This is a genomic window from Flavobacterium sp. MDT1-60 (genome assembly GCF_014844035.1).
Classification (GTDB): Bacteria; Bacteroidota; Bacteroidia; order Flavobacteriales; family Flavobacteriaceae; genus Flavobacterium.
Genome location: NZ_CP062159.1, coordinates 3,762,702 through 3,784,402, shown reverse-complemented (window position 1 = coordinate 3,784,402; position 21,701 = coordinate 3,762,702). Strand labels below are relative to the sequence as shown.

The window sequence follows — 21,701 nt, the reverse complement described above, 5'->3', positions numbered from 1 at the left end:
AATAATAATAATGGGGTGATTTTTCTAAATCGTTTCACTTATTTAGTAAAATTCTTACGCTGTTAAGAAAATGGACGTACGTATTAACTATCTTATTTATAGTAATTTAAAATGTTACTAAAATTTTAGTTAACATTTTTTTTGTAAAAAAAACAATTAAACTTTTTGGATTATTATTTTTAAATATACTTTTGTTCTATCAAATTAGTAGAGTTTAAGAGTTCATCTTTGGTTTTGGACTGAATTCTTATAAAATCAATTCAAATAATAATCAATCAAAATAAAATAAAAATGAAAAAACGAATGTGTAGATAAGAAAAAACCATTTCTGTTGCAGCAGAAATGGTGAAGTTTAAAGAAATTGTTCATCTCTATAAGGAAAGCGAGAGTGGAGTAAATCCGTTTTCGGCTCACCTTATTTATTAAACCAAAACAAAGTAATGAAAAAAAAATTAAATAGATATGTCTGGTTATGCTTTTTGTTGATTTCCATCGGAATTAAAGCTCAGGAAACCAAACCGTTAATCCAGTCCAGACTCGACGGAACTGTAATCGATGCTATTACAAAGGAGCCTGTTATCGGTGCCTCGGTAAATATTAAAGGTACTACACACGGAGTTGTAACAGATTTGGATGGGAAGTTTTATTTCCAAACAGGGCAAAAAATTCCTTATACGCTAATCGTAAGTTATTTAGGTTATAAAAAAACGGAAATCGTAGTGGATAAAAATGCAGTTGTTATTTCCCTTTCTGAAGAACAGAACGTGTTATCAGAAGTGGTCGTTACCGCATTAGGTATTACAAAAGAAAAGAAATCTTTAGGATATACTACCCAATCCTTAAAAGGCAAGGATTTGGGAGAAACAAAAGAAACGAATTTTTTGAATAGTCTTACGGGTAAATTGGCAGGAGTACGTATCACCAATTCACAGGGTGATATGGGATCTTCACGTATTGTTATTCGTGGTGAAACATCTATAGCCGGAAATAACCAACCATTATTTGTGGTGGATGGAATTCCGGTAGATAACTCGCAGTTGAACTTTGGTGGCGCGACCCGCGATTTCAAAAATGCGATTGCCGATTTAAATCCTCAGGATATTGAAACATTAACTGTGCTGAAAGGCCCTAACGCAGCTGCTCTTTACGGATCACGTGCTGCACATGGCGTTGTTCTTATAACTACAAAATCAGGAAAAGGTCAAAAAGGATTGGGCATAAGCTTCAGTTCGGGTATAACTGTTTCTCAGGTTACTACTTTACCTGATTTTCAAAATTCATTTGGACAAGGATCAAACGGAAAGTTTAGTTATGTAGATGGTAAAGGAGGAGGAATTAATGACGGAGTTGACGAAAGCTGGGGACCTAAACTGGATGGACGCCTTATTCCTCAGTTTTATTCAAATGGTCAGGCAGTACCTTTTGTAGCTCATCCTGATAATGTAAAGGATTTCTTTAATACCGGTCTTACATATGATAATAGTATTTCTGTGGCCAAATCAGATGAAAAATCAGATTTTCGCTTAGGTGTAAATAATCAAAAACAATTAGGAACAGTGCCTAACAGTGAAGTAAACAAAACAAACTTTACGGTTAATTCTAATTATCAGTTAACAGAAAATATAAAAGTGGGTGTAACAGCCAACTATATTGTTACCAATGCGCCGGCCCTGCCGGGTGGTCCATCGGGTAACCGTGCTGCCGGTGTAATGTTACAGTTTCTTTGGTTCGGACGCCAGGTAGATATCAATCAGCTTCAAAATAATAGAGATGTTAACTGGAATAACAGCTATTACAGCAATCCGTATTGGAATGCCTATTATAATACTACCAGTCAACAACGTAACCGTTTAATAGGGGATATCCATTTGGATGCAAAGATTTTCGACGGACTTAATTTTAGATTCCGTACCGGAGTTGACTATTATAACGATCGCAGAAAGTATGAAATTAAGTATGGTACAAATGGAACTCCTTTCGGTTCATATGCTGAAGATGCTTACACAGTAAACGAGCAAAACACAGAAGGTATTTTTACTTATATCAAAAAGCTAAATGATGATTTTAGTCTGGATGCTCTTGCCGGTTTCAATGTACGTAATCATAGCGATGCAAACAATTATCAAAAAGCACCACGTCTGGCTGTGCCTGATTTATATACATTGACCAATTCCAGAGATCCGCTAACTTCATCGAACTCGTTATCAAGATTGAGAGTATACAGTGCCTATGCTTCGGCACAATTAGGTTATAAAAATTATGCATTTTTAAACCTGACTGCCCGTAATGACTGGTCATCGACATTGCCAAGCAGTAACCGTTCTTATTTTTATCCTTCAATTAGTGGTAGTTTAGTACTATCTGATGCTTTGAAATTGAAAAGCAACACGCTTGACTTTTTAAAAGTACGTGGTGGTTGGTCTGAAGTAGGTAATGATGCAGATCCGTATCAATTGTCTACGGTTTACAATTTTCAAACTGCCTTTGACGGAAATCCGATCCAAACCTCTTCACAGAAGAAACTTAATGAAAATTTAAAACCTGAAACAACCCGTTCTACGGAAGTTGGTTTAGAAGCTTCGTTCTGGAAAAACAGACTGCATTTTGATGCCGCTTATTATAACACCGATAGTTTTGATCAGATTCTGGAGATAAAAACAACTGCTTCGAGTGGTTATACTTCGCAATTAATCAATGCAGGTAAAATAAACAATCATGGTATAGAAATTCAATTGGACGGAAACCCTGTTCAAACTGAAAATTTCAAATGGAATGTAGGCGTAAATTATTCAAAGAATATAAGCAAAGTAGAGATTCTGGATTACGATAAACAAATTCAAAACTACACTATTGGTACTTCGGGAGGTGTAGATGTATTGGCATCGGTAGGACAAGCTTATGGTGCACTTTACGGTACGGCTTACCAGCGTGACGCAAATGGAAATATAGTGGTAGGTGCGAATGGTTTACCAAAAGCTGATCCGCAAAAGAAAGTATTAGGACATTACACTCCGGATTATTTAGCAGGTCTTACAAACACATTGACCTATAAAAACATTGAATTTTCGTTCCTTATTGATGCGAGTGTGGGAGGAGAGCTTTTTTCAGGAACAAACAGAACAGGTAATTACACGGGTGTATTAGCTCAAACGCTACAAGGACGAGATGCAGCCAATGGCGGATTAAATTACTATTTGGCAGGTACTACGAAAACCTTATTACCAGCTGGTGCAACTGCCCCTGGTGGAGCAGCGGTATATGATGATGGAATGATCTTTAACGGAGTATACGCTGATGGAACTCCAAACACTTCAGTTCTTAGTGCACAGGAATATTACAAAGCGCCGTACAATATTAGTGAAGCCTATATTTACAGTTCAACTTTTGTAAAACTAAGAGAAGTAAAACTTACGTACAATTTGGATAAGAAATTAGCTAAGAAGCTTGGATTTCAGGGAGCAAGTATTACAGCTGCAAGTCGTAACCTGTTCTTTATTTACAAAGACGCGCCAAATATCGATCCTGAAACCGCTTTTAATACTGGAAATGCGCAAGGTTTGGAAAGTTTATCCTTACCCACTACCAGAAATTTTAGCCTTAATGTTAATCTTAAATTTTAAAAACACAGAATCATGCTAAAAAAAATAGTATATATAACGCTGTTTGCATTCTCAGTGACCTCTTGCAGCGATACTTTGGATGATATTAATAAAAATCCAAACGCAACCGAAACACCATTGGCACCTTACCTGTTAACAGGATCATTAAAACAGGGTGCTGATTTATATTGGGGGTCAACAAATAACTTTGACTCGTCTTTATTGTTTGTACAACATTGGGCTAAAATTCAATATACAGAACCGGACAGATACGATGTGTCTAACACGTCTTTCACTTCTTTGTGGAATACGGGTTACTCAACCCTGATTACGGATTTGAACACGATTATTAATTTTCCACAAGAACAGGCAAATTCAAATTATAAAGGAATTGCAGTGGCCCTGCGTTCATGGACATTTTTATTGTTGACAGATGCTTATGGAAGTATTCCTTATAAAGAAGCAGGTCTAAAAGTAACACCGGCTTATAATACTCAAAAGGAAGTATATACAGGATTGCTTGAAGATTTGAAACAAGCTCAATCTTTGCTAAGTACAGCAAACGGTACTGTAACCGGCGATTTAGTTTATAAAGGAGATATTGCAAAATGGAAAAAACTGGTAAACTCGCTTCGTTTGCGTATAGCGTTGAGAATTTCGGACAAAGAACCTGCTTTAGCGAAGCAAGCTGCAATTGAGGCAACAACAGATGCTGCAGGATTAATAAGCAACAACAGCGAAACTTTTAAGTTTACCTACATCAGTTCACCGCAGCAAAATCCGGCCTCGGTCTGGTTTGAAACCCGCGACGATTATCGTATTTCGAAAACAATGGTTGATAAGTTAAATGAGTTATCAGATCCGCGTTTACCTGTTTATGCGCAGTTGCCATCAGATGCAAGCGTAGGTAAATATGTTGGTGGTGCTAATGGATTATCAAATAGTGATGCCAATAGTCAGGGGTTTGCTAAAACATCAAAACCGGGAACTTACTTTCTGACCTCGTCATCGCCGGCTGTAATTGCTTCTTATTCTGAAACATTGTTCAATCTTTCTGAAGCAGTTGCCCGTGGTTATATTGCCGGAGACGCAGAACAGCTTTACAAAAATGCAATTACGGCATCGTTTAATCAATTTGGTATTACTGATGTCGCCACTATTTCTAATTATCTTAATCAGGCTACTGTAAAATATGATGCAACAAATTATGCCAAATCAATAGGTACACAAAAATGGATTGCATTCTACGGACAAGGTCTTGATGCTTTTGTGGAGTGGAGAAGACTTGACTATCCGGTATTGAAAGCCGGTCCTGCTACGGTTTTGGACGGACAGATACCTTCTCGTTTTTTCTATCCCGGCACAGAGCAATCATTGAACGGAAATAGTTACCAGGCTGCAGTATCAGTTCAGGGAAAAGACTTGCTTACTACCAAACTATGGTTTGATGTAAAATAAGTTACATTATATTTTTCGAAGTATTTCTAATAAAAAGAACTCCGCAATGTCTTGACTTTGCGGAGTTTTTTGCTGTTTTTTCACAAAATAGACTGGATGTCGTTTGCCAGCATTTAGTGCCTAAGGCACAACAAATTTTTATGGACAATATTTATCTGTTTGTAAATTGCTTAGGATCATAAAAAAACTTTTCGGAGTTAATAAGTTCACCCTGCCAGTTTTGCCAGGTGATTTCTTCAATTTCAGAAACAGTCCCATTTTTCCATTCAAATCGAAAATACCATTGAATAACAACATGATCACCATTTACAAAATACGGACGAATGCATTTTGATACTAAGGACTTGACTTTTAGAAGAGTATTTTTTTCGTTGGCAACAAGATTATCTCTGCCTACTCGTGGTTCTGCCTGATTTTCCTGCATGGAAGCATAGGTGGTATAAAATTTTTCAATGGCTTTATCATGTTCGTTAGATTCGACCATTGCTATAAATTGCTCTATTGTTTCTACTTTAGGCATATGTTTTGGCTTTTAATTTTTGAATAATTTCTAAATATCTATTTTCAAAAATGGATTGATCAACAGGTAAAACAACCGATTCAAATAGTTGCATCAAATCTTCTGAATGATTTACTGCTTTTTTTGTCTGGATGTTGTAAGGAATAAATTTTATCCATAGAATTGCTTTTAATTCTGTTTCAAGTTCATTCCACATTTTCATCTCAACCAGGAGAAGATTGGCTGTATATTGAATCAACTGAGACTCAATAACTACGGTTTCCATTGTAGAAGCCGGTTTTAGATAACTGATCTGATTAGAGGCAACAACCCAGCTAAGTCCGGTTTTCTGCATATATTTAAATATGTCAAGATCATAATTATCCGCAATTTGATCCTCCCGGGCATTAATAAAATACTCTAAATACTTAGAGTTGTTTAAGTGATTAAAAGGATCACAATCCTGAAATCTAATTTTTCTTTTTGTTTTTAATATTTTTTCCATTTTCGAATATATTATATCAAATACCGATCGGTATCTGATGGGTTAAAAATTTTTTATTTCCTGATGCTTTTAATTATACTGTTATCTATAAAATCCATTGCCGTATTTATATAGCTTGGATCATTATGGGTAAATGCCAAAAGTGAACTTCCTTCAATTAAGGATAAAATTATTTTTGCGCATTGAACCGGATCTGTATTTGGCTGAATTTCATTATTATGAATGCCTTCGGTGATAATAGTAGTTAAACCGACAGTGAATTTTTGAGATAAATTTTGCGCTGCCTGAAATAATAACGGATTGATAAATTTTGTATCAACTCCTGCACGCAACATGGGGCATCCGCCTCTGTCCTTAACTAAATCATAATAGCTGCGTTGATAATCTGTTATGGTATTAAGCTTATTTATACTGCCTTGTTGATTGCTAACTAGTTTGAATAAGGGTGTGATTGCAAGTTTTACGTTTAATTGAAATGACTTTAAAGCTAAATCTTCCTTGTTTGAAAAATTGCAGTATATCGCACCTTTTGTGAGTCCGGTAGCCTTTGTTATATCAGTTAAGCTAGTGCCAACATACCCTTGTTTATTAAAAATGGGAGCCACTTTGTTTAATATAATTTCTGATGTAGTCATGATTTCGCCCTAATTGGATAAGATTTATACAAATATAACACAAATACCGATCGGTATATGATAAAAATAGAGAAAATTCATTTCCGAAGAAATGGTTATAGTAGAAAGTATCATCTCGTAAAAGGTTTTAAAAAACATTAAAAAACAGCCAGTCTACAGAAAAAGCAAGAATGATAAAAATATTGTGTACGAATACAAGTTGGAGATAATATCCCTTAAAATTGGTAGTGTGAACTGATGGTATAATTTCAATCAGAAAAGTCCAGCTTATAATGCGTATTAAGGCATTAATGAAACCTATTATAATGCTCGTCGTCCAGGAAATTTCCCCAAATTCGGAATACCATAGAAGATAATAAATGGTGGCAAAACATAGTCCAAAACTATGATGCAATAGCTGCCCGGCTTTTAATTTTGTTTTTAAAGGGAAATCTATATTAAGAGCAGAAAGAAGACTAGTAAGCAAAGTCGGTTCCTGATAAAATTCGTTGTCTGAGACTGATAATGCTCTGTTGAATAGTCGTAGTATAAAACAGCTTACCAGCCAGGAAATAAGAATTTGAAAGAGCAGGTATAAGATCATGAAGTGGTGTAGATTTTACACGTCAAATATAGTAATGAAAGCGTTATAAAATAAAATTAAAATAAAATGCATTTTCTGACCTTGTTGTCTAATTTATCAAATCACTTTTCAGCTTCAGAAATTAGTTCAAATTACTTTATTTATAAAGTCAGCTAATTTATATTCACCTGATTTTATTTCCGTAATTTTAGATATCTCAGAAATGTATAAATTATCAGCATATGCCCTGGAACCCGGAAATATATAATAAGTTTAAAGATCTGCGTTATAAACCGTTTTATGATTTAATGGATTTTATAAAGTTACCAGAATCTTCGAGTGCAATTGATTTAGGTTGTGGTACAGGAGAACAAACTGCTATATTAGCCAGAAAATTTAGCAAAACTGATTTTCTTGGTATAGATTCTTCTTTTGAAATGCTGGAAAAATCAAAATCTTTTGAGACAAATAATCTTCGTTTTGATCAAATGTCAGTAGAAGATTTAGCAGAATCAGATAAAAAGTGGGATTTAGTTTTTAGCAATGCAGCGCTACAGTGGTCGGATCATCATGAGATATTATTTCCCAAACTGATTGAATCTATTAATCCGGGAGGGCAATTTGCGGTACAAATGCCTGTTCAGAAAGAAAACCTGCTCAATAAAATTTTATATCAATTAGCGGAAGAAGATCCTTTTAAAACTTATTTTAAGGGATGGAAAAGAGATTCTCCAGTACTGAGTATGGATCAGTATGCGCAAATTATGTTTGATGGCGGACTGGAAGAAATTCAGATTATGCAGAAAGTTTATCCCATAATTGCCCATGATCATGATACGCTATATAATTTTATTTCAGGTTCGGCGCTGATTCCCTATATGGAACTTCTTCAGGAAGATCAGAAAGAATTTTTTATCAGCACATTTAAAACCAGAATAACAGCGCATTTTCCAAAGCTTCCTGCCATTTATGCATTTAAAAGAATTTTGCTTTACGGGAAGAAAAGATAAGATAAGGAATTGTTATAACCAGTTTATATTTTTAACTACAAACTGGTTATAAAACAATTATCTAATTTGTACCGGCTGCATTTTTATCTACAAGAAATAGTAATTCTCCGGAAACGGGTTTAATCAATTGCATCGGGTAAGTTGCAGGATTATAGGATCCGGTTGTTACTTCTTTCAATGCATGCGCTTTTTTATCTCCAAAAGCTATTACAATAATCTTTTCGGCTTTGTTTATAAGTGGTGCAGTAAGTGTAATACGATGCATTTTTTGAGGTTCCAGATAGTAGGCAGAAACCCATTTGTTTTGCTCCTCTAATACTGTCTGACCTGGAAAAAGTGATGCTGTGTGTCCATCATCTCCCATTCCTAATAAGATAAGGTCAAATTTTCCTTCATCTCCTAAAACATTCCTTATAGATTGTTCGTAAGTAACGGCAAAATCTTCAGGTGTAACGCCAGCTGCATACATCTCAAAAATATTTTCAGCCGGAATAGGAACATGGCTTAATAAAGTAGCATACGACATTTTTGCATTACTAAGATCATCATTAAGAGGCACCCAACGTTCATCTCCCCAGAAAATAAAAACTTTACTCCAGTCTATTTTGGTTTTGTAAGCGTCAGAAGCTAATAATTTGTAAATCCCGGCAGGAGAGGAACCTCCCGTAAGTACGGCTGTAAATTTACCTTTCTCAGCAATGGCGCCTTGGGCTGCTGCTACAAAGAGATCTGCTGCCTTACTATTAATTTCTTCCGTATTATTATATATCTGTATCATCTTCTAAAAATTCTTCTTTTGTTTGTGTGTTTGGAATCCATTTATGTCCCTGACGCGCCAATAATTCATCAGCTTCTTCAGGCCCCCAGCTTCCTGCTTTGTAATTAGGGAATTTGACAGGCACTGTATTTTTCCATACCTCTTGAATAGTATCGATAGCATCCCAGGCTTGTTCTACCTGATCCCAACGCATGAATAAAGTAGGGTCTCCTGCCAAGGCATCAGCAATCAGCGTTTCATAAGCTTCGGGTGACATTGTTGAGCAGGAAAAATAATCAAAAATCATTTCTGCCGGTCTCAAAGAAAGTGACAGACCTGGCTTTTTGGTCATGAACTGCAGCTTGATATCCATTGCAGGCTGGATGTTGATAATAAGTCTGTTAGGTGTCATGCCTTCTTTTCCATAAGAAAATGAGGAATGAGGAACAGGCTTAAACTGTATAATAATAGAAGATTGTTTTTCTTCCATTCTTTTTCCGGTACGCAGATAAAACGGAATTCCCTGCCATCTCCAGTTGTCCAGATAAATTTTCATTGCGACATACGTTTCCGTAATAGAATCCGGAGCAATTCCCTTATCCTGACGATATCCAACTACCGGTTTTCCCTTTATGGTACCGGCATCGTACTGACCTCTGACGATGTAGTGATCAACCTCATCTGGTTTGATACGGCGAATCGATTTTAAGACATCTGCTTTACGGTTTCGAATGTCATCCGCTTCCAATGAAGCCGGAGCTTCCATAGCCGTCATGCATAAAATTTGAAGCAGATGGTTCTGAATCATATCTTTTAAGGCACCGACTCCTTCATAAAACCCACCACGTTCTTCAACGCCAACTTCTTCTGCTACTGTAATTTGAACAAAATCAATAAAGTTACGGCTCCATAAAGGTTCAAACATCGAATTTCCAAAACGGAAAGCAAGGATGTTTTGCACGGTTTCTTTACCTAAATAATGATCGATTCTGTAAATCTGCTCTTCTTTAAAGGTCTGCGAAAGCATTTCATTAAGGGCAATCGCAGAAGTTTTATCGTAACCAAAAGGTTTTTCAATAATGATACGATCTTGCTTAGGATTAGCAGCCAACCCAATTTTTTTAATATTATTGGAAATGGTACTTATGAAAGAAGGAGTGATAGAAAGGTAAAAAAGGCGATTGGCACGTTCCCCAAAGGCTTGGTCTATACCATTTATCTTCTCATTTAAGCCCTGATAAGATTCTTCCTTGTCAATATCAAGACTATGATAGCTTATATGAGAAAGAAATTTTAGAGTTTCAGGGTCAGAAAGACCTTTTTTTCTTGAAAAATTGTTTAGATTTTCTAAGACATAGCTGCGAAATTCTTCATCGCTTTTTTCGGCTCTTCCCAGTGCGATAATCTCAAATTTCTTCGACATACGGCCGTCAAGATACAGATTTTGAAATGCGGGAAAGAGTTTTCTTTTTGCCAGGTCTCCGGTTCCTCCAAAAATGACAATGATTGTTGGATTTATATTTTTGAACTTACTCATTTGTGTGTTGTGTTGCTTAAGGTTCCTTATTCAGACCATTGTGTGTGAAAAACACCTGTAGTATCGATTCTTTCGTAAGTGTGAGCTCCAAAATAATCACGTTGTGCCTGAATTAGGTTTGTTGGTAGATTTTCAGATCTGTAGGCATCAAAATAAGCTAATGAATTCATTAGTCCGGCTACAGGTAATCCTTTTTGAACAGCAAATTGAATAACTGCTCTCATTCCTGTCTGGTTTTCCGTTAATTTTGAAGCGATTCCAGCATCTAAAAGTAAATTTGGCAGATCTGTTTTTGTAACATATGCTTTTCTGAAATCTTCTAAAATGTTGGCACGAATAATACAGCCACCGCGCCATATTTTAGCAACAGTTTCCAGATTTAATCCGTAATTATATTCTTTAGAAGCAGCATGGAGCTGTGCTAATCCTTGTGCATAGGTTACAACAATAGAAAAGTATAAAGCTGATTTTAAAGCAGCAACTGCTTCGCTTGTATTTACAGCAGTTTCGGTACTGTTCCAAACTAATTTTTTTGCAGCTTCGATTCTTTCCGGTTTCGTTTTAGACATATCGCGCATCACAACTGCGGCATCGATCGTTGGAACTGGTACTTGCAAATCCATTGCGTTTTGAGAAGTCCATTTCCCTGTTCCTTTAGATTTTGCCCAATCCGAAATTTTATTGATCAGTCTGCTTCCGTCTTCATCTTTTTGTTTTAGAATGTTTCCGGTAATTTCGATCAAATAGGATTTAAGATCGTTGGTTTGGTTCCATTCTTCAAAAGTTTTCTGAATCGTATCTTCATCCAGATTATAACCTCTTTTCATTAAGTCATAAATCTCAGATATTAGTTGCATGATTCCGTATTCGATTCCGTTGTGAACCATTTTTACATAGTTACCGGCAGATCCGTTTCCTAAATATTCTACACAAGGCTCTCCATCAACTTTTGCGGCGATGGCTTCAAAAATAGGTCGAAGTCTTTCGTATGCTTTCTGATCTCCACCCGGCATCATAGCAGGACCAAATCGAGCACCTTTTTCACCACCGGAAATTCCCATTCCAAAGAAATGAATTCCTTTAGCAGATAATTCTAAAAATCTTCTGTCTGTATCGGTGAAATAAGTATTTCCGCCATCAATGATAATATCTCCCTTTTCTAAATGAGGAAGTAAACTCGCTATTGCGCTGTCAACAGGCTTTCCTGCAGGAACCAGTAACATAATAGCTCTTGGTTGTTGAATAAGTTCTACAAAATGTTTAACATCTGTTGTTGCTTCAATGGTATCATTAGGACCGGCTTCTTGTTGAAGAGAATTAACTTTTTCGGCATCTAAATCTAAACCTGCTGCTGCAAAATTGTGGCTCGCTATATTCAAAAGTAAATTACGACCCATTACACCTAATCCTACAATTCCAAAATCAAATTTGCTCATAGTTTTCAATTAACTAAAATTATTATATAATGTTTTTCTGAAAAAAGTATGAAAATAAAAAGTAATTATTTTTGGTTCAGTTCTTTGCAGAAAAAACAAAGTTTGTCTTAATCTTAAATTTTAAGATCTACTGCGCTAAGTTAGAGAAAAATGATTAAACATTTAGTGATTATTAGCCCACTTTAAGGCCTATTATGTTACTTTTTTTATGTGTAAAAATTACATTTAGCGGCCTCAATAATTTTTTACGAATTAAATGACTATCTGAAATAAGGAAGCAGACTAATTGAAAGAAAAAACTACCTTAACTTTTGCTGTAGCTTATTTCTGTCGCAATAGTGTATTAATTTAACATAAAGATAAATCAGCTTTTTAGGTATTTTTTGTGTGTTGGTTTTCATTTGTTGTTTTAAAGCTATTATGAAAAACTATCTTTTGCAAATGTCTGACGAAGAGCTCCAGAAATTGATTTTTCAGGAAAATCATGACGCGTTTGCAATTATTTTCGACCGATACTGGAAGAAATTGTATACGTATGCTTTTAAGATTTATAAAGAAGAAGAAATTTGTGAGGATATCGTTCAGGAAATCTTTATCAGTCTTTGGAAAAATTCAGCAAATACAGTTATTCTTAATCTGGAAGCCTATCTTTTCAGGGCTGTAAAATATAAGATTGCCAATCATATCAGAAGCTTAAAATTTGACCGTGAGCATCTTGAAGTACTGGAGACTATTCCGGAGCCAAACAATACCGTTGATAATATCGAATATATTGAATTCGAAAAAGGTATTATGAATCAGATCAGTCAATTAACCCCTAAGTGCCGTGAGGTTTTTTTACTAAGCCGTATCGAACACTTTTCGAATGCTGAAATTGCAGAAAAATTAAGCCTTTCTATCCATACCGTTGAAAAGCATATCAGCAATGCTTTAAAACAGTTGCGCCTTAATGGACATCATTATAATACACTACTTTTTTACTGGGCAGCGTTTCTTTATGTTAACTAATAAAGTACTGTTTTAAGAAAACGTTAAGACTGCTTTTTCGACTACTTGTCTGAATCAAAATTGGTGACTTATCTATAAAAGCACTCATTTTGAAAAAAGAAACCCTTTTGCTACTGGCAAAAAAATACACAGACGGTACTTGCACACCCGAAGAAAAAATGGCAGTTGAAGCCTTTTTCGACAAAATGCAGGATGGTTCAACAATTAGTCTGCATCAATTCCCTGACGCAAAGGGCGATATTATCTTAGGAAAAATATTCCACGAATTACAAACCAAAAAACAACCTGGAAATTTCAGATTTAAAAAGGTTCTAAAAATCGCAGCGATTTTAATTGTTGCATTTGCAGTTTCTTTTTCCGTTGTAAAATTTGTCCTGACCCCAAAGGAAATAATTCAGATTGCTCATAAAGGAGAAAAAAAAGAAGTTTTGCTAGAAGATGGTAGTGTGGTTGTACTGAACTCCAACAGTAGTATTACGTACCCGGAAGAATTCGGGGAAACCCGTAATATCAAACTAAGTGGAGAAGCTTATTTTAAAGTATTTCGGGATGTAAAAAGACCTTTTATTGTACAAACTCATGATGTTAAGGTAAGAGTACTAGGCACCTCATTTGACATCAACTCCTATAAACACAGATCTACCAAAGTAAGTGTTCTTACCGGAAGGGTTGAAATCAGCTCTGCCTCAGGAAAGAAAGTAGTTATTGTCAAAAACCAACAAGCAGATCTGAAACGTAATGCTGATTTTCATATTTCAACAGATGACAGTTCAGAAGGAATCGCCTGGACCAGCAACACCATTATTCTTAAAAATACATCCCTTTCTGAAACTGCAAAAATTATTGAAAACTGGTACAATGTGGACATCACATTTGAAGATCAGGAAATCAAAAAATTTACCATTTCAGGGAAGTTCAAAGATGAAAAATTAGAGAATGTGCTTGAAAGTATTGCCTTTTTGAAACAGTTAAAAATAATTTACCTAACCCAAAACCATATTGTTATAAGAAGAAAGACGCCTAAAGATTAAACAATAAACCCGCCTCCGGTGCAACGGAAACGGGCATTAAAAAAAAGACTACAAATAAAAATTTATAGCCCAATAGTAATGAACACGAAACTACAATTTTTTTTCAATAAGTATATGAAGATGAAAAATCTTTATATACTAATAACATTCTTTTTGACTCTTCAGGGATTTGCCATGACAAATTCAACAAAAGAAAGTCAAATCAGCTTAAATCTGAAGGATGCCACAATCACAGAATTTTTTAAAGTGATTGAACAAAAAACAGCATTCACTTTTGTTTTTGATGAAAAAGTATCGGGAACTTCTCAGCGCATCACCATTTTCGCTGAAAAAGAAAGTCTTGATAACATTCTTTTAAAAATCTCAGAAAGAACCGGACTTTCTTTCAAAAAGATTAATAATACTATTATAGTAACCAAAAACGGGCACGCACAGATGACTGTACATGGGAAAGTGCTGGATGAAAGCGGTTTTCCAATGCCAGGCGTTACAGTTCTTGAAAAAGGAACTCATACCAGTACATTGACGGACATGGAAGGAAATTTCAGTTTTGCAGTGTCAAATTCTTCAGCAGTTCTTACCGTTTCTTATCTGGGTTATCTTTCACAGGATGTTGCAGCAAGCAATTCGTTCCTTACAATTACCATGAAAGTAAGCACAAGTGAACTAAATGAGGTTGTTGTAACGGCTTTAGGGATTAAAAGAGAAGAGAAACGACTTGGGTTTTCACAACAGACCATAAAGTCAGAAAGCTTATCTCAGGCCAGATCTAATAACTGGTCGTCTGCCTTAAAAGGAAAAGTTGCCGGTTTGAGTATTACTTCAGCAGGTTCAGGCCCTATAAATTCACAGCAAATTACACTGAGAGGAAACAGATCGTTGAGTCCTAAAGGAAATTATGCGCTTATTGTAGTAGACGGAGTACCGGTGAATGCTGAGATGACAACCTCCGGTTCGACAAGCGCCTATATGGGGGAAGACTCTCCAATTGATTACGGTAACGGAATCTCGGATCTTAACCTTGATGATATTGAAAGTGTTACCGTATTAAAAGGTGCCGGTGCAACCGCACTTTATGGTAGCCGCGCTGCAAATGGGGCATTGATTCTTACTACAAAATCAGGCAAGAAAAACAAAGGACTTGGTATTTCGTACAGTACAAGCGCCGCTTTTGATAAAATCCAGAGATGGCCTGACTATCAATACAAATATGGACAAGGAACAGGGAATTCACCTGATGCTCAGGGTAATCAGTATTATTCTTATGGCAATTCTGCCGACGGAACAAGTACTAGTGGAACCAGCAGCGCCTGGGGACCTGCTTTTACCGGACAGAATTTCTATCAATATGATCCAACACTTCAGGGACAGTCAGCAAACAGGGTTCCGTGGACTTCTTATAGAGATAACCGCAAAGATTTCTGGAACACCGGGATAACCTTAAATAATAACATTTCGATACAAGGTGGTGACGATAAAGGTTCTATGCGTCTTTCATTAGGTCGCCAGAAAAACGAATGGATCATGCCAAATACTGGTTTTGACAGGGTAACAGCTGCCATCAACGCCAATTATCAGGTATCTGATAAAATCAAGTTAGGAACTACGGTAAACTACAATACCCGAAACAGTGATAACCTTCCTTCAACAGGTTATAATAACGGTTCTATTGCTTATTTCATGATTTTCCAACAACCCAATATAGATTTGGACTGGTATCGTCCTATTTGGGAGAAAGGAAAAGAACAGATTCAGCAGTTGCATCCCTTTAGTTCTTTTATAGACAATCCGTACCTGATTGCTTATGAAGCTACCAATACCCTAAACAGTGACCAGATTGTTGGGAATATTTTCGCCAATATCAAATTATCATCGAATCTGGATTTAATGGTTCGTTCGGCTCTTAATACTTACAATCAGACCAGAGAACAAAAAAGGCCTTACAGTATCAACAGATATGCAAAAGGTTTTTATGAAAGACAGGATGTATACAAACAGGAAATCAATACGGATTTTTTACTTTCTTATAAAAAGAATTTCGGAAGCAAATTCGCTCTGGCAGCTTCAGCCGGAGGAAATGCCATGAGTTATAAATACAGGCGTACTGAAGCAGAGGTAACAGGTTTGGTTGTTCCTGGAGTTTATAAACTTTCAAATGGATCAAGCGCACCGATTTTAACTTTAGGAGATGCGTATAAAAAGATGAATAGTCTTTATGGATTGGTTTCTTTGTCTTATGGCGAAATGCTTTTTGTAGATGTAACGGGAAGAAATGACTGGACTAGTACATTGCCGGTAAAAAACAATTCCTTCTTTTATCCGTCTGTAAATACAAGTTTAATCATTTCAGAAATGGCTGCTTTACCAAAAGCGATTGATTTTTTAAAATATAGGTTCTCCTATGCACAGGTTGGGAATGATACAGAACCATATAAAACGCAAAAATATTATGGACAAAGTGCTTTTCCGAGTTCGGCCCAGACCTTAACGGTTTTATATAACGATCATTTTAAACCAGAGATTACTACCAGTTTTGAAACTGGTTTTGAAATTAGAATGCTTCATAATAGGCTGACAGCTGATGCAACCGTTTACGAGAGTAGTACAAAAAATCAGATTATTGATATTCCGATGGATTTTTCAACGGGGTATAGCGGTGCTGTGTTAAACGGAGGTGAAGTTAGGAATCGCGGTATTGAACTTACGCTTGGAGGAAAATTCATAGATCATAAAAATTTCAAATGGAATGCAACCCTAAACTGGTCACGCAATTGGAATAAGGTAATAGAACTTGCTGAAGGAATCGACGGACAGCAGATTATCGGTACAGGCGGAACGGCTTCTATCATTGCAAAAGTAGGAGGTACAACAAGTGCAATTTATGGTTTTGGATTTGTGAGATCACGTGACGGGCAGATTGTATACGACAATGCAGGTCTTCCGGCTTATCCTGAGCAAATACAATATATCGGAGATGCGAGTCCGGATTGGAAGGCGGGTTTGACTAATACTTTTACGATTGGCAATTTTACAATGAATGTAACTATTGACGGGCAGTATGGCGGTATGCTTTATTCCATGACACACCACAAACTTGCAGAGCAGGGTAAATTGAATTCTACTGAAATGGGCAGAGCCGACGGTTTTATCATTGGAGACGGAGTAATTCAGAATGCTGACGGCAGCTATGCGCCAAACACAAAGAAAGTGGCTACGGCCGACTGGTATGTTCGTTATTACAGAAGAGCCAATATTGAATCTAATTCATTTGATGCTTCTTATGCAAAACTACGTGAAATCAGTCTTCAGTATGCAATGCCAAAAAGATGGATTAAAAATACAGGCCTGCAGTCGGTTCAATTTTCCGTTTTTGCAAGAGATTTGGCTGTTATTTCAGATTTCCCAATCTACGATCCTGAAACTGCAGCATTAAATGGTGACACTATTCTTCCCGGTGTAGAAACTGGACAGATGCCTTCACCGACGACTTATGGTTTTAATTTAAGTTTGACTTTATAATAAGACAATGAAAAAAATAAAAATTGCAGCAATATTAGTATTGCTTACCGGAATGAGTATTTCCTGTACACAAGGTTTTGAAGAGCTTAATGAAAATCCTAATCTTATAACCGAGGTAAGTCCCGGTACACTGTTGAATCCTATAATTTATGGGATTGCTTCTCAAAATGCCCTGCAGAGTGTTGATGTTACTTTCAATTTAATGCAGGTTTCACTAACATATCCAAGTATTACCGGCGGACTTCATCGTTATGACGTCAGTAATAATATTGGAAATTCAGCATGGAACAATTATTACAAATGGCTTAATAACATCAGAGAGATGCGTATGGCCTCGGTAAAAGCCAAAGATGGTAACTATGAGGCAATAGCGCTTACGCTTAATGCTTTGGTTTATGCCAATTTAACGGATCTTTTCGGACCAGTTCCTATGAGTGAAGCTACGCGTGGAGAAGAAGGAATTCTATATCCAAGATATGATAAGCAGGAATTTATTTATGAAACGTTGCTGGCAGATCTTGAGAGAGCCAATACCCTTTATGACGTCAGCAAACCTATGATTTATGCGGAGGATATTTTATTTCAGAATAAAGTGGCCAGCTGGAAAAAGTTTACCAATTCGCTAAGAATGCGATTATTATTAAGAGTTTCAAACCGTACTGAAACAAAAGCTTTTGAAAAGCTGACCTATATGATAGAGCATCCTGAAATATATCCGGTTTTTACCACTACGGCAGAAGGGGCGATTTTAAAAGTAACAGGTGTTTCTCCTAATATGTCTCCGTGGGGAAGACCTCAGGATTTTAACCTTAATATAAAAATGGCTTCGTTTTTTATTGATAACCTTAATGCTCTTGAAGATCCGAGAAGACCCATAATTGCAACAGGAGCTACAGCACTTGTGACCAATGCGCCTCTTGGTTATAAAGGAATTACAAGCGCCTATGCGGGTTCGGATTCACAGTTTAAGTACAATGCTTCTACATTGGTGAATGTCCAGGCGCAGAACCCTATGCAGATATTTATTTTGACTTATGCTGAAGTGGAATTTATCAAGGCAGAAATGGCTCAGCGAGGTTATGTTGCCGATGCTGCCGGACACTATGTAAAAGGTGTGAAGTCGGCTATTGAGCAGGTGAAAGCCGTAGCTCCTGCCAATTATTTTGATAATATACAGGCGCAGTATAATGGTACATTAGAGAGAATCATGCTTCAAAAATATTACGCGTTGTATTTTACCGATTATCAGCAATGGTTTGAGTACCGCAGAACAGGGTTTCCGGTTTTGCCAAAAACAACCGCTATGCTTAATGGAGGAATTATGCCTTCAAGATTTACTTATCCGGACAATCAGCAGATCAAAAACACAGAAAACTATATGGAAGCCATTCAGATGATTGAAGGAGACAATATCAATTCTAAAGTTTGGTGGGACAAATAAAAGATAAAAAATGAAAAAGACAATTATATTAGGTGCATTACTAGTTTGTAGTGTTTTGACAGCACAGACGACTGTCAAAGGAAACGTATTTGAAGATTTAAATCAAAACGGAAAAAAAGACAAAAAAGAAAAAGGTATTGCAAATGTTGCAGTAACCAATGGACGGGAAGTAGTGGTTACAGACAAAAAAGGAAACTATATACTTCCTGTGGAAAACAACGCCATTATTGCTGTAATTAAACCATCAGGTTATAAGATTTTGGTTAACAAAGATAATCTTCCACAGTTTTTTTACAATTTTAAACCAGAAGGTTCTCCTAAAAGTAAATTCGACGGTGTACTGCCAACCGGAAAGCTTCCTGAGTCAGTTGATTTTGGATTGCTTCCACAAAAAGAAACAGCTGATTTTACAGCACTTATTTTTGGAGATCCGCAGCCTTACAATCTTGAAGAAGTTGATTTTTTTACCAGAGGAATTGTTTCAGAGGTTGAAGGCATCAAGAATATTCCTTTTGGTTTAAGCATGGGTGATTTGGTAGGGAATGATCTTAGTTTATTCAATCCTTATATCCAGGCAGTAAAGAAAATTGGGATTCCATGGTACAACCTTTTGGGAAACCACGATTTAAATTTTGATGCCAAAGCAGATAATCTGGCTGATGAAACCTATGAAGCTCATTTTGGACCAGCGAATTATGCTTTCAATTATGGCAAAGTCCATTTTATCATCCTGGATGATGTATTATATCCGGATCCAAGGGATAATGAAGGATATTGGGGAGGGTTTACTCCGGAACAAATGCAATTCATTGAAAATGATCTTAAAACAGTACCCAAAGATAATTTGATTGTGATGGCTTTTCATATTCCACTAAGTGAGCCGGATGTTAAGGATGACTCTTTTAGGGACAGTGACCGTCAAAAGTTATTTGAATTGCTGAAGGATTTCCCAAACACATTATCTCTTTCAGCGCATACCCATATGCAGCGTCAGGATTTTTTTGATCAGAAAGATGGATGGTTGCAGGAGAAACCACATCATCATTATAATATCGGAACAACTTCGGGAGACTGGTATTCAGGAAAATTGGATGAGAAAGGAATTCCAATTTCAGTTATGAGAGACGGAACTCCAAAAGGCTATGCTTTTATTCATTTTGCAGGAAACCAATATACAGTTGATTACAAAACAGCAGGTAAACCGCAGGATTATCAAATGAAGGTTTTTACGCCAAAGGTGGTTGCAAAAGGTAAGCGTACCAAATCGGGCGTGTTTGTGAATTTTTTCATGGGAAGCAAAAAAGATAAAGTAGTGTACCGTGTGGATCAGGGAGAATGGAAAGAAATGGAGTATGTGCAGGCAGAAGACCCGTCTTATGTAGCACTGGTTTATGAGTGGGAGCTTTCAGAAGTACTGATGCCAGGAAGACGCTCATCAGATCCTGAAAAAAGCACGCATGTATGGAGAGGAAATATTCCGTCAGATCTTGCTTTGGGGGAACATACCATTGAAATAAAAGCTACCGATATGTTTGGTAAAATCCATACGTCCAGCAGTAATTACCGAATTGACAAAGTAAAATAATTCAGAATCAAATGATAAGAACAATAAAGGCCCTATTTCTCTTTACTGTATTGCTGACGGCTTGTCACTGTGCAACCAAAAGTAAGACCCCACAAAAACATGTTGTTGAGGTGCAGGGACACCGTGGTGACCGTGGTAATTTTCCTGAGAATACCATCCCGGCATTTCTGAGCGCAGTAAAAAAAGGTGCAGCTGTTATTGAGCTTGATGTTGTGATTTCCAAAGATCAAAAGGTGGTGGTTTCGCATGAGACTTTTATGTCAGCTCAGTATATGTCAGATCCTGATGGAAACCCTATAGCGAAAGAAAAAGAACGCAGCTATAATCTTTTCGAAATGACTTATGACAGCATTAAACGATTTGACAGCGGTTCCAGAGGAAATGCTGGTTTTCCAACTCAGCAAAAAATGAAAACGTATAAACCATTGCTTTCGGAGGTAATCGATAGTGTGGAGCATTACATCAAAGTAAACAAGCTAAAACCGGTCAGTTACAATATCGAAATCAAGTCAGAAAAAGCAGATTACGGTAAAAGACAGCCAGAGCCAGAAGTGTTTTCTGCAATGGTGATGAAAATAATTACGGATAAAGGAATTGAAAAAAAGATGAATATCCAGTCTTTTGATCCGGTGCTTTTAAATGTTTTTCATAAAAAATACCCTAAACCAACCATTGCTTTTCTTGTTGGTGAAGGCACTTTGACAGAAAACCTGGCAAAGCTTGATTTCATGCCGGAGATTTATAGTCCGAATTATAAATTGCTGGACAAAAATCAGATGGATGCACTTCGAGCCCTGAAGATGAAAATTATACCATGGACAGTCAATGAAGATGCAGCTATTGAAAGAATGCTAGCACTACAGGTTGATGGAATTATTACAGACTATCCTGAAAAAGTATTAAAAAAATTATAAAGATTTTAGAGCGTTCTTGTGTTTAGGATCGCTTTGAATTTGTGTTTCAGTTTGTTTATTTTTTTTTTTGGAAAAAGCCTTCACAATTGTGAAGGCTTTTTGATTTTGTTTATTATTATAAATATGAAGGATTTATTTTAACCAGAAATTTATTTTAACTATCAAAGATTTATCTAAAATCCAAGTTAAACATTTATAAGTTGCA

Annotated in this window: 16 protein-coding genes; 9 read left to right on the top strand and 7 right to left on the bottom strand. The window is 36.4% G+C overall.

The annotated features are described in order from the left end of the window. The first annotated feature begins 440 nt into the window (after positions 1-440). Both IHE43_RS15790 and IHE43_RS15785 read left to right on the top strand, forming a co-directional pair. Positions 441-3,620, top strand: coding sequence for a SusC/RagA family TonB-linked outer membrane protein (locus IHE43_RS15790; RefSeq protein ID WP_192184788.1), 3,180 nt, complete (start codon positions 441-443; stop codon positions 3,618-3,620). Positions 3,621-3,632: 12 nt separating this feature from the next. Next, a complete protein-coding gene (locus tag IHE43_RS15785; protein WP_192184787.1) occupies positions 3,633-5,057 on the top strand; it encodes a SusD/RagB family nutrient-binding outer membrane lipoprotein in 1,425 nt (474 codons plus the stop codon). Positions 5,058-5,208: 151 nt separating this feature from the next. Here the strand turns inward: IHE43_RS15785 and IHE43_RS15780 are convergent, their stop codons facing one another. From IHE43_RS15780 to IHE43_RS15765, 4 genes are all read right to left on the bottom strand, one after another. Beyond that, positions 5,209-5,577: a nuclear transport factor 2 family protein gene (locus tag IHE43_RS15780; protein ID WP_192184786.1), complete on the bottom strand. Its 369-nt coding sequence runs from the start codon at positions 5,575-5,577 to the stop codon at positions 5,209-5,211. After that, complete coding sequence (locus IHE43_RS15775) at positions 5,570-6,061, bottom strand: thioesterase family protein (RefSeq protein ID WP_192184785.1); 492 nt, start codon at positions 6,059-6,061, stop codon at positions 5,570-5,572. Before IHE43_RS15775 ends, IHE43_RS15780 begins: the two co-directional genes overlap by 8 nt. Before the next feature lie 53 nt (positions 6,062-6,114). After that, complete coding sequence (locus IHE43_RS15770) at positions 6,115-6,696, bottom strand: TetR family transcriptional regulator (protein WP_192184784.1); 582 nt, start codon at positions 6,694-6,696, stop codon at positions 6,115-6,117. A gap of 127 nt (positions 6,697-6,823) precedes the next feature. Then, a complete protein-coding gene (locus IHE43_RS15765; protein ID WP_192184783.1) occupies positions 6,824-7,279 on the bottom strand; it encodes a hypothetical protein in 456 nt (151 codons plus the stop codon). A 221-nt stretch (positions 7,280-7,500) separates the two neighbouring features. Between IHE43_RS15765 and IHE43_RS15760 the strand changes: the two genes are divergently transcribed. Then, positions 7,501-8,268, top strand: a complete 768-nt coding sequence (locus tag IHE43_RS15760) for a methyltransferase domain-containing protein (RefSeq protein WP_192184782.1) — start codon at positions 7,501-7,503, stop codon at positions 8,266-8,268. A gap of 61 nt (positions 8,269-8,329) precedes the next feature. On the opposite strand, the gene pgl is transcribed toward IHE43_RS15760, so the two are convergent. The 3 genes from pgl to gndA are packed head-to-tail and all read right to left on the bottom strand — an operon-like array spanning position 8,330 to position 11,998. After that, positions 8,330-9,046, bottom strand: coding sequence for a 6-phosphogluconolactonase (gene pgl / locus IHE43_RS15755; protein WP_192184781.1), 717 nt, complete (start codon positions 9,044-9,046; stop codon positions 8,330-8,332). After that, the gene (gene zwf, locus IHE43_RS15750) at positions 9,030-10,562 is read right to left on the bottom strand and encodes a glucose-6-phosphate dehydrogenase (RefSeq protein ID WP_192184780.1); all 1,533 of its coding nucleotides are present in this window, start codon (positions 10,560-10,562) and stop codon (positions 9,030-9,032) included. The genes pgl and zwf overlap by 17 nt, the downstream gene beginning before the upstream one ends. A gap of 26 nt (positions 10,563-10,588) precedes the next feature. Beyond that, entirely contained in the window at positions 10,589-11,998 is a 1,410-nt protein-coding gene (gene gndA / locus IHE43_RS15745) for an NADP-dependent phosphogluconate dehydrogenase (protein WP_192184779.1), read from the bottom strand. 420 nt (positions 11,999-12,418) lie between these two features. Here gndA and IHE43_RS15740 point away from each other — a divergent pair, with 420 nt between their 5' ends. From IHE43_RS15740 to IHE43_RS15715, 6 genes are all read left to right on the top strand, one after another. Then, positions 12,419-13,006 carry an RNA polymerase sigma factor gene (locus IHE43_RS15740; RefSeq protein ID WP_192184778.1) on the top strand — a complete coding sequence of 196 codons (588 nt, stop codon included), beginning with the start codon at positions 12,419-12,421 and terminating at the stop codon, positions 13,004-13,006. Between the two features lie 89 nt (positions 13,007-13,095). Continuing rightward, positions 13,096-14,037: a FecR family protein gene (locus IHE43_RS15735; protein WP_192184777.1), complete on the top strand. Its 942-nt coding sequence runs from the start codon at positions 13,096-13,098 to the stop codon at positions 14,035-14,037. Positions 14,038-14,157: 120 nt separating this feature from the next. After that, complete coding sequence (locus tag IHE43_RS15730) at positions 14,158-17,556, top strand: SusC/RagA family TonB-linked outer membrane protein (protein ID WP_225585147.1); 3,399 nt, start codon at positions 14,158-14,160, stop codon at positions 17,554-17,556. Between the two features lie 7 nt (positions 17,557-17,563). Beyond that, on the top strand, positions 17,564-18,997 hold the full coding sequence (locus IHE43_RS15725; RefSeq protein WP_192184775.1) for a SusD/RagB family nutrient-binding outer membrane lipoprotein: 1,434 nt from the start codon (positions 17,564-17,566) through the stop codon (positions 18,995-18,997). A 10-nt stretch (positions 18,998-19,007) separates the two neighbouring features. Then, on the top strand, positions 19,008-20,582 hold the full coding sequence (locus IHE43_RS15720; protein WP_192184774.1) for a calcineurin-like phosphoesterase family protein: 1,575 nt from the start codon (positions 19,008-19,010) through the stop codon (positions 20,580-20,582). Between the two features lie 11 nt (positions 20,583-20,593). Further along, positions 20,594-21,496: a glycerophosphodiester phosphodiesterase family protein gene (locus IHE43_RS15715; RefSeq protein WP_192184773.1), complete on the top strand. Its 903-nt coding sequence runs from the start codon at positions 20,594-20,596 to the stop codon at positions 21,494-21,496. Positions 21,497-21,701: the final 205 nt, after the last annotated feature.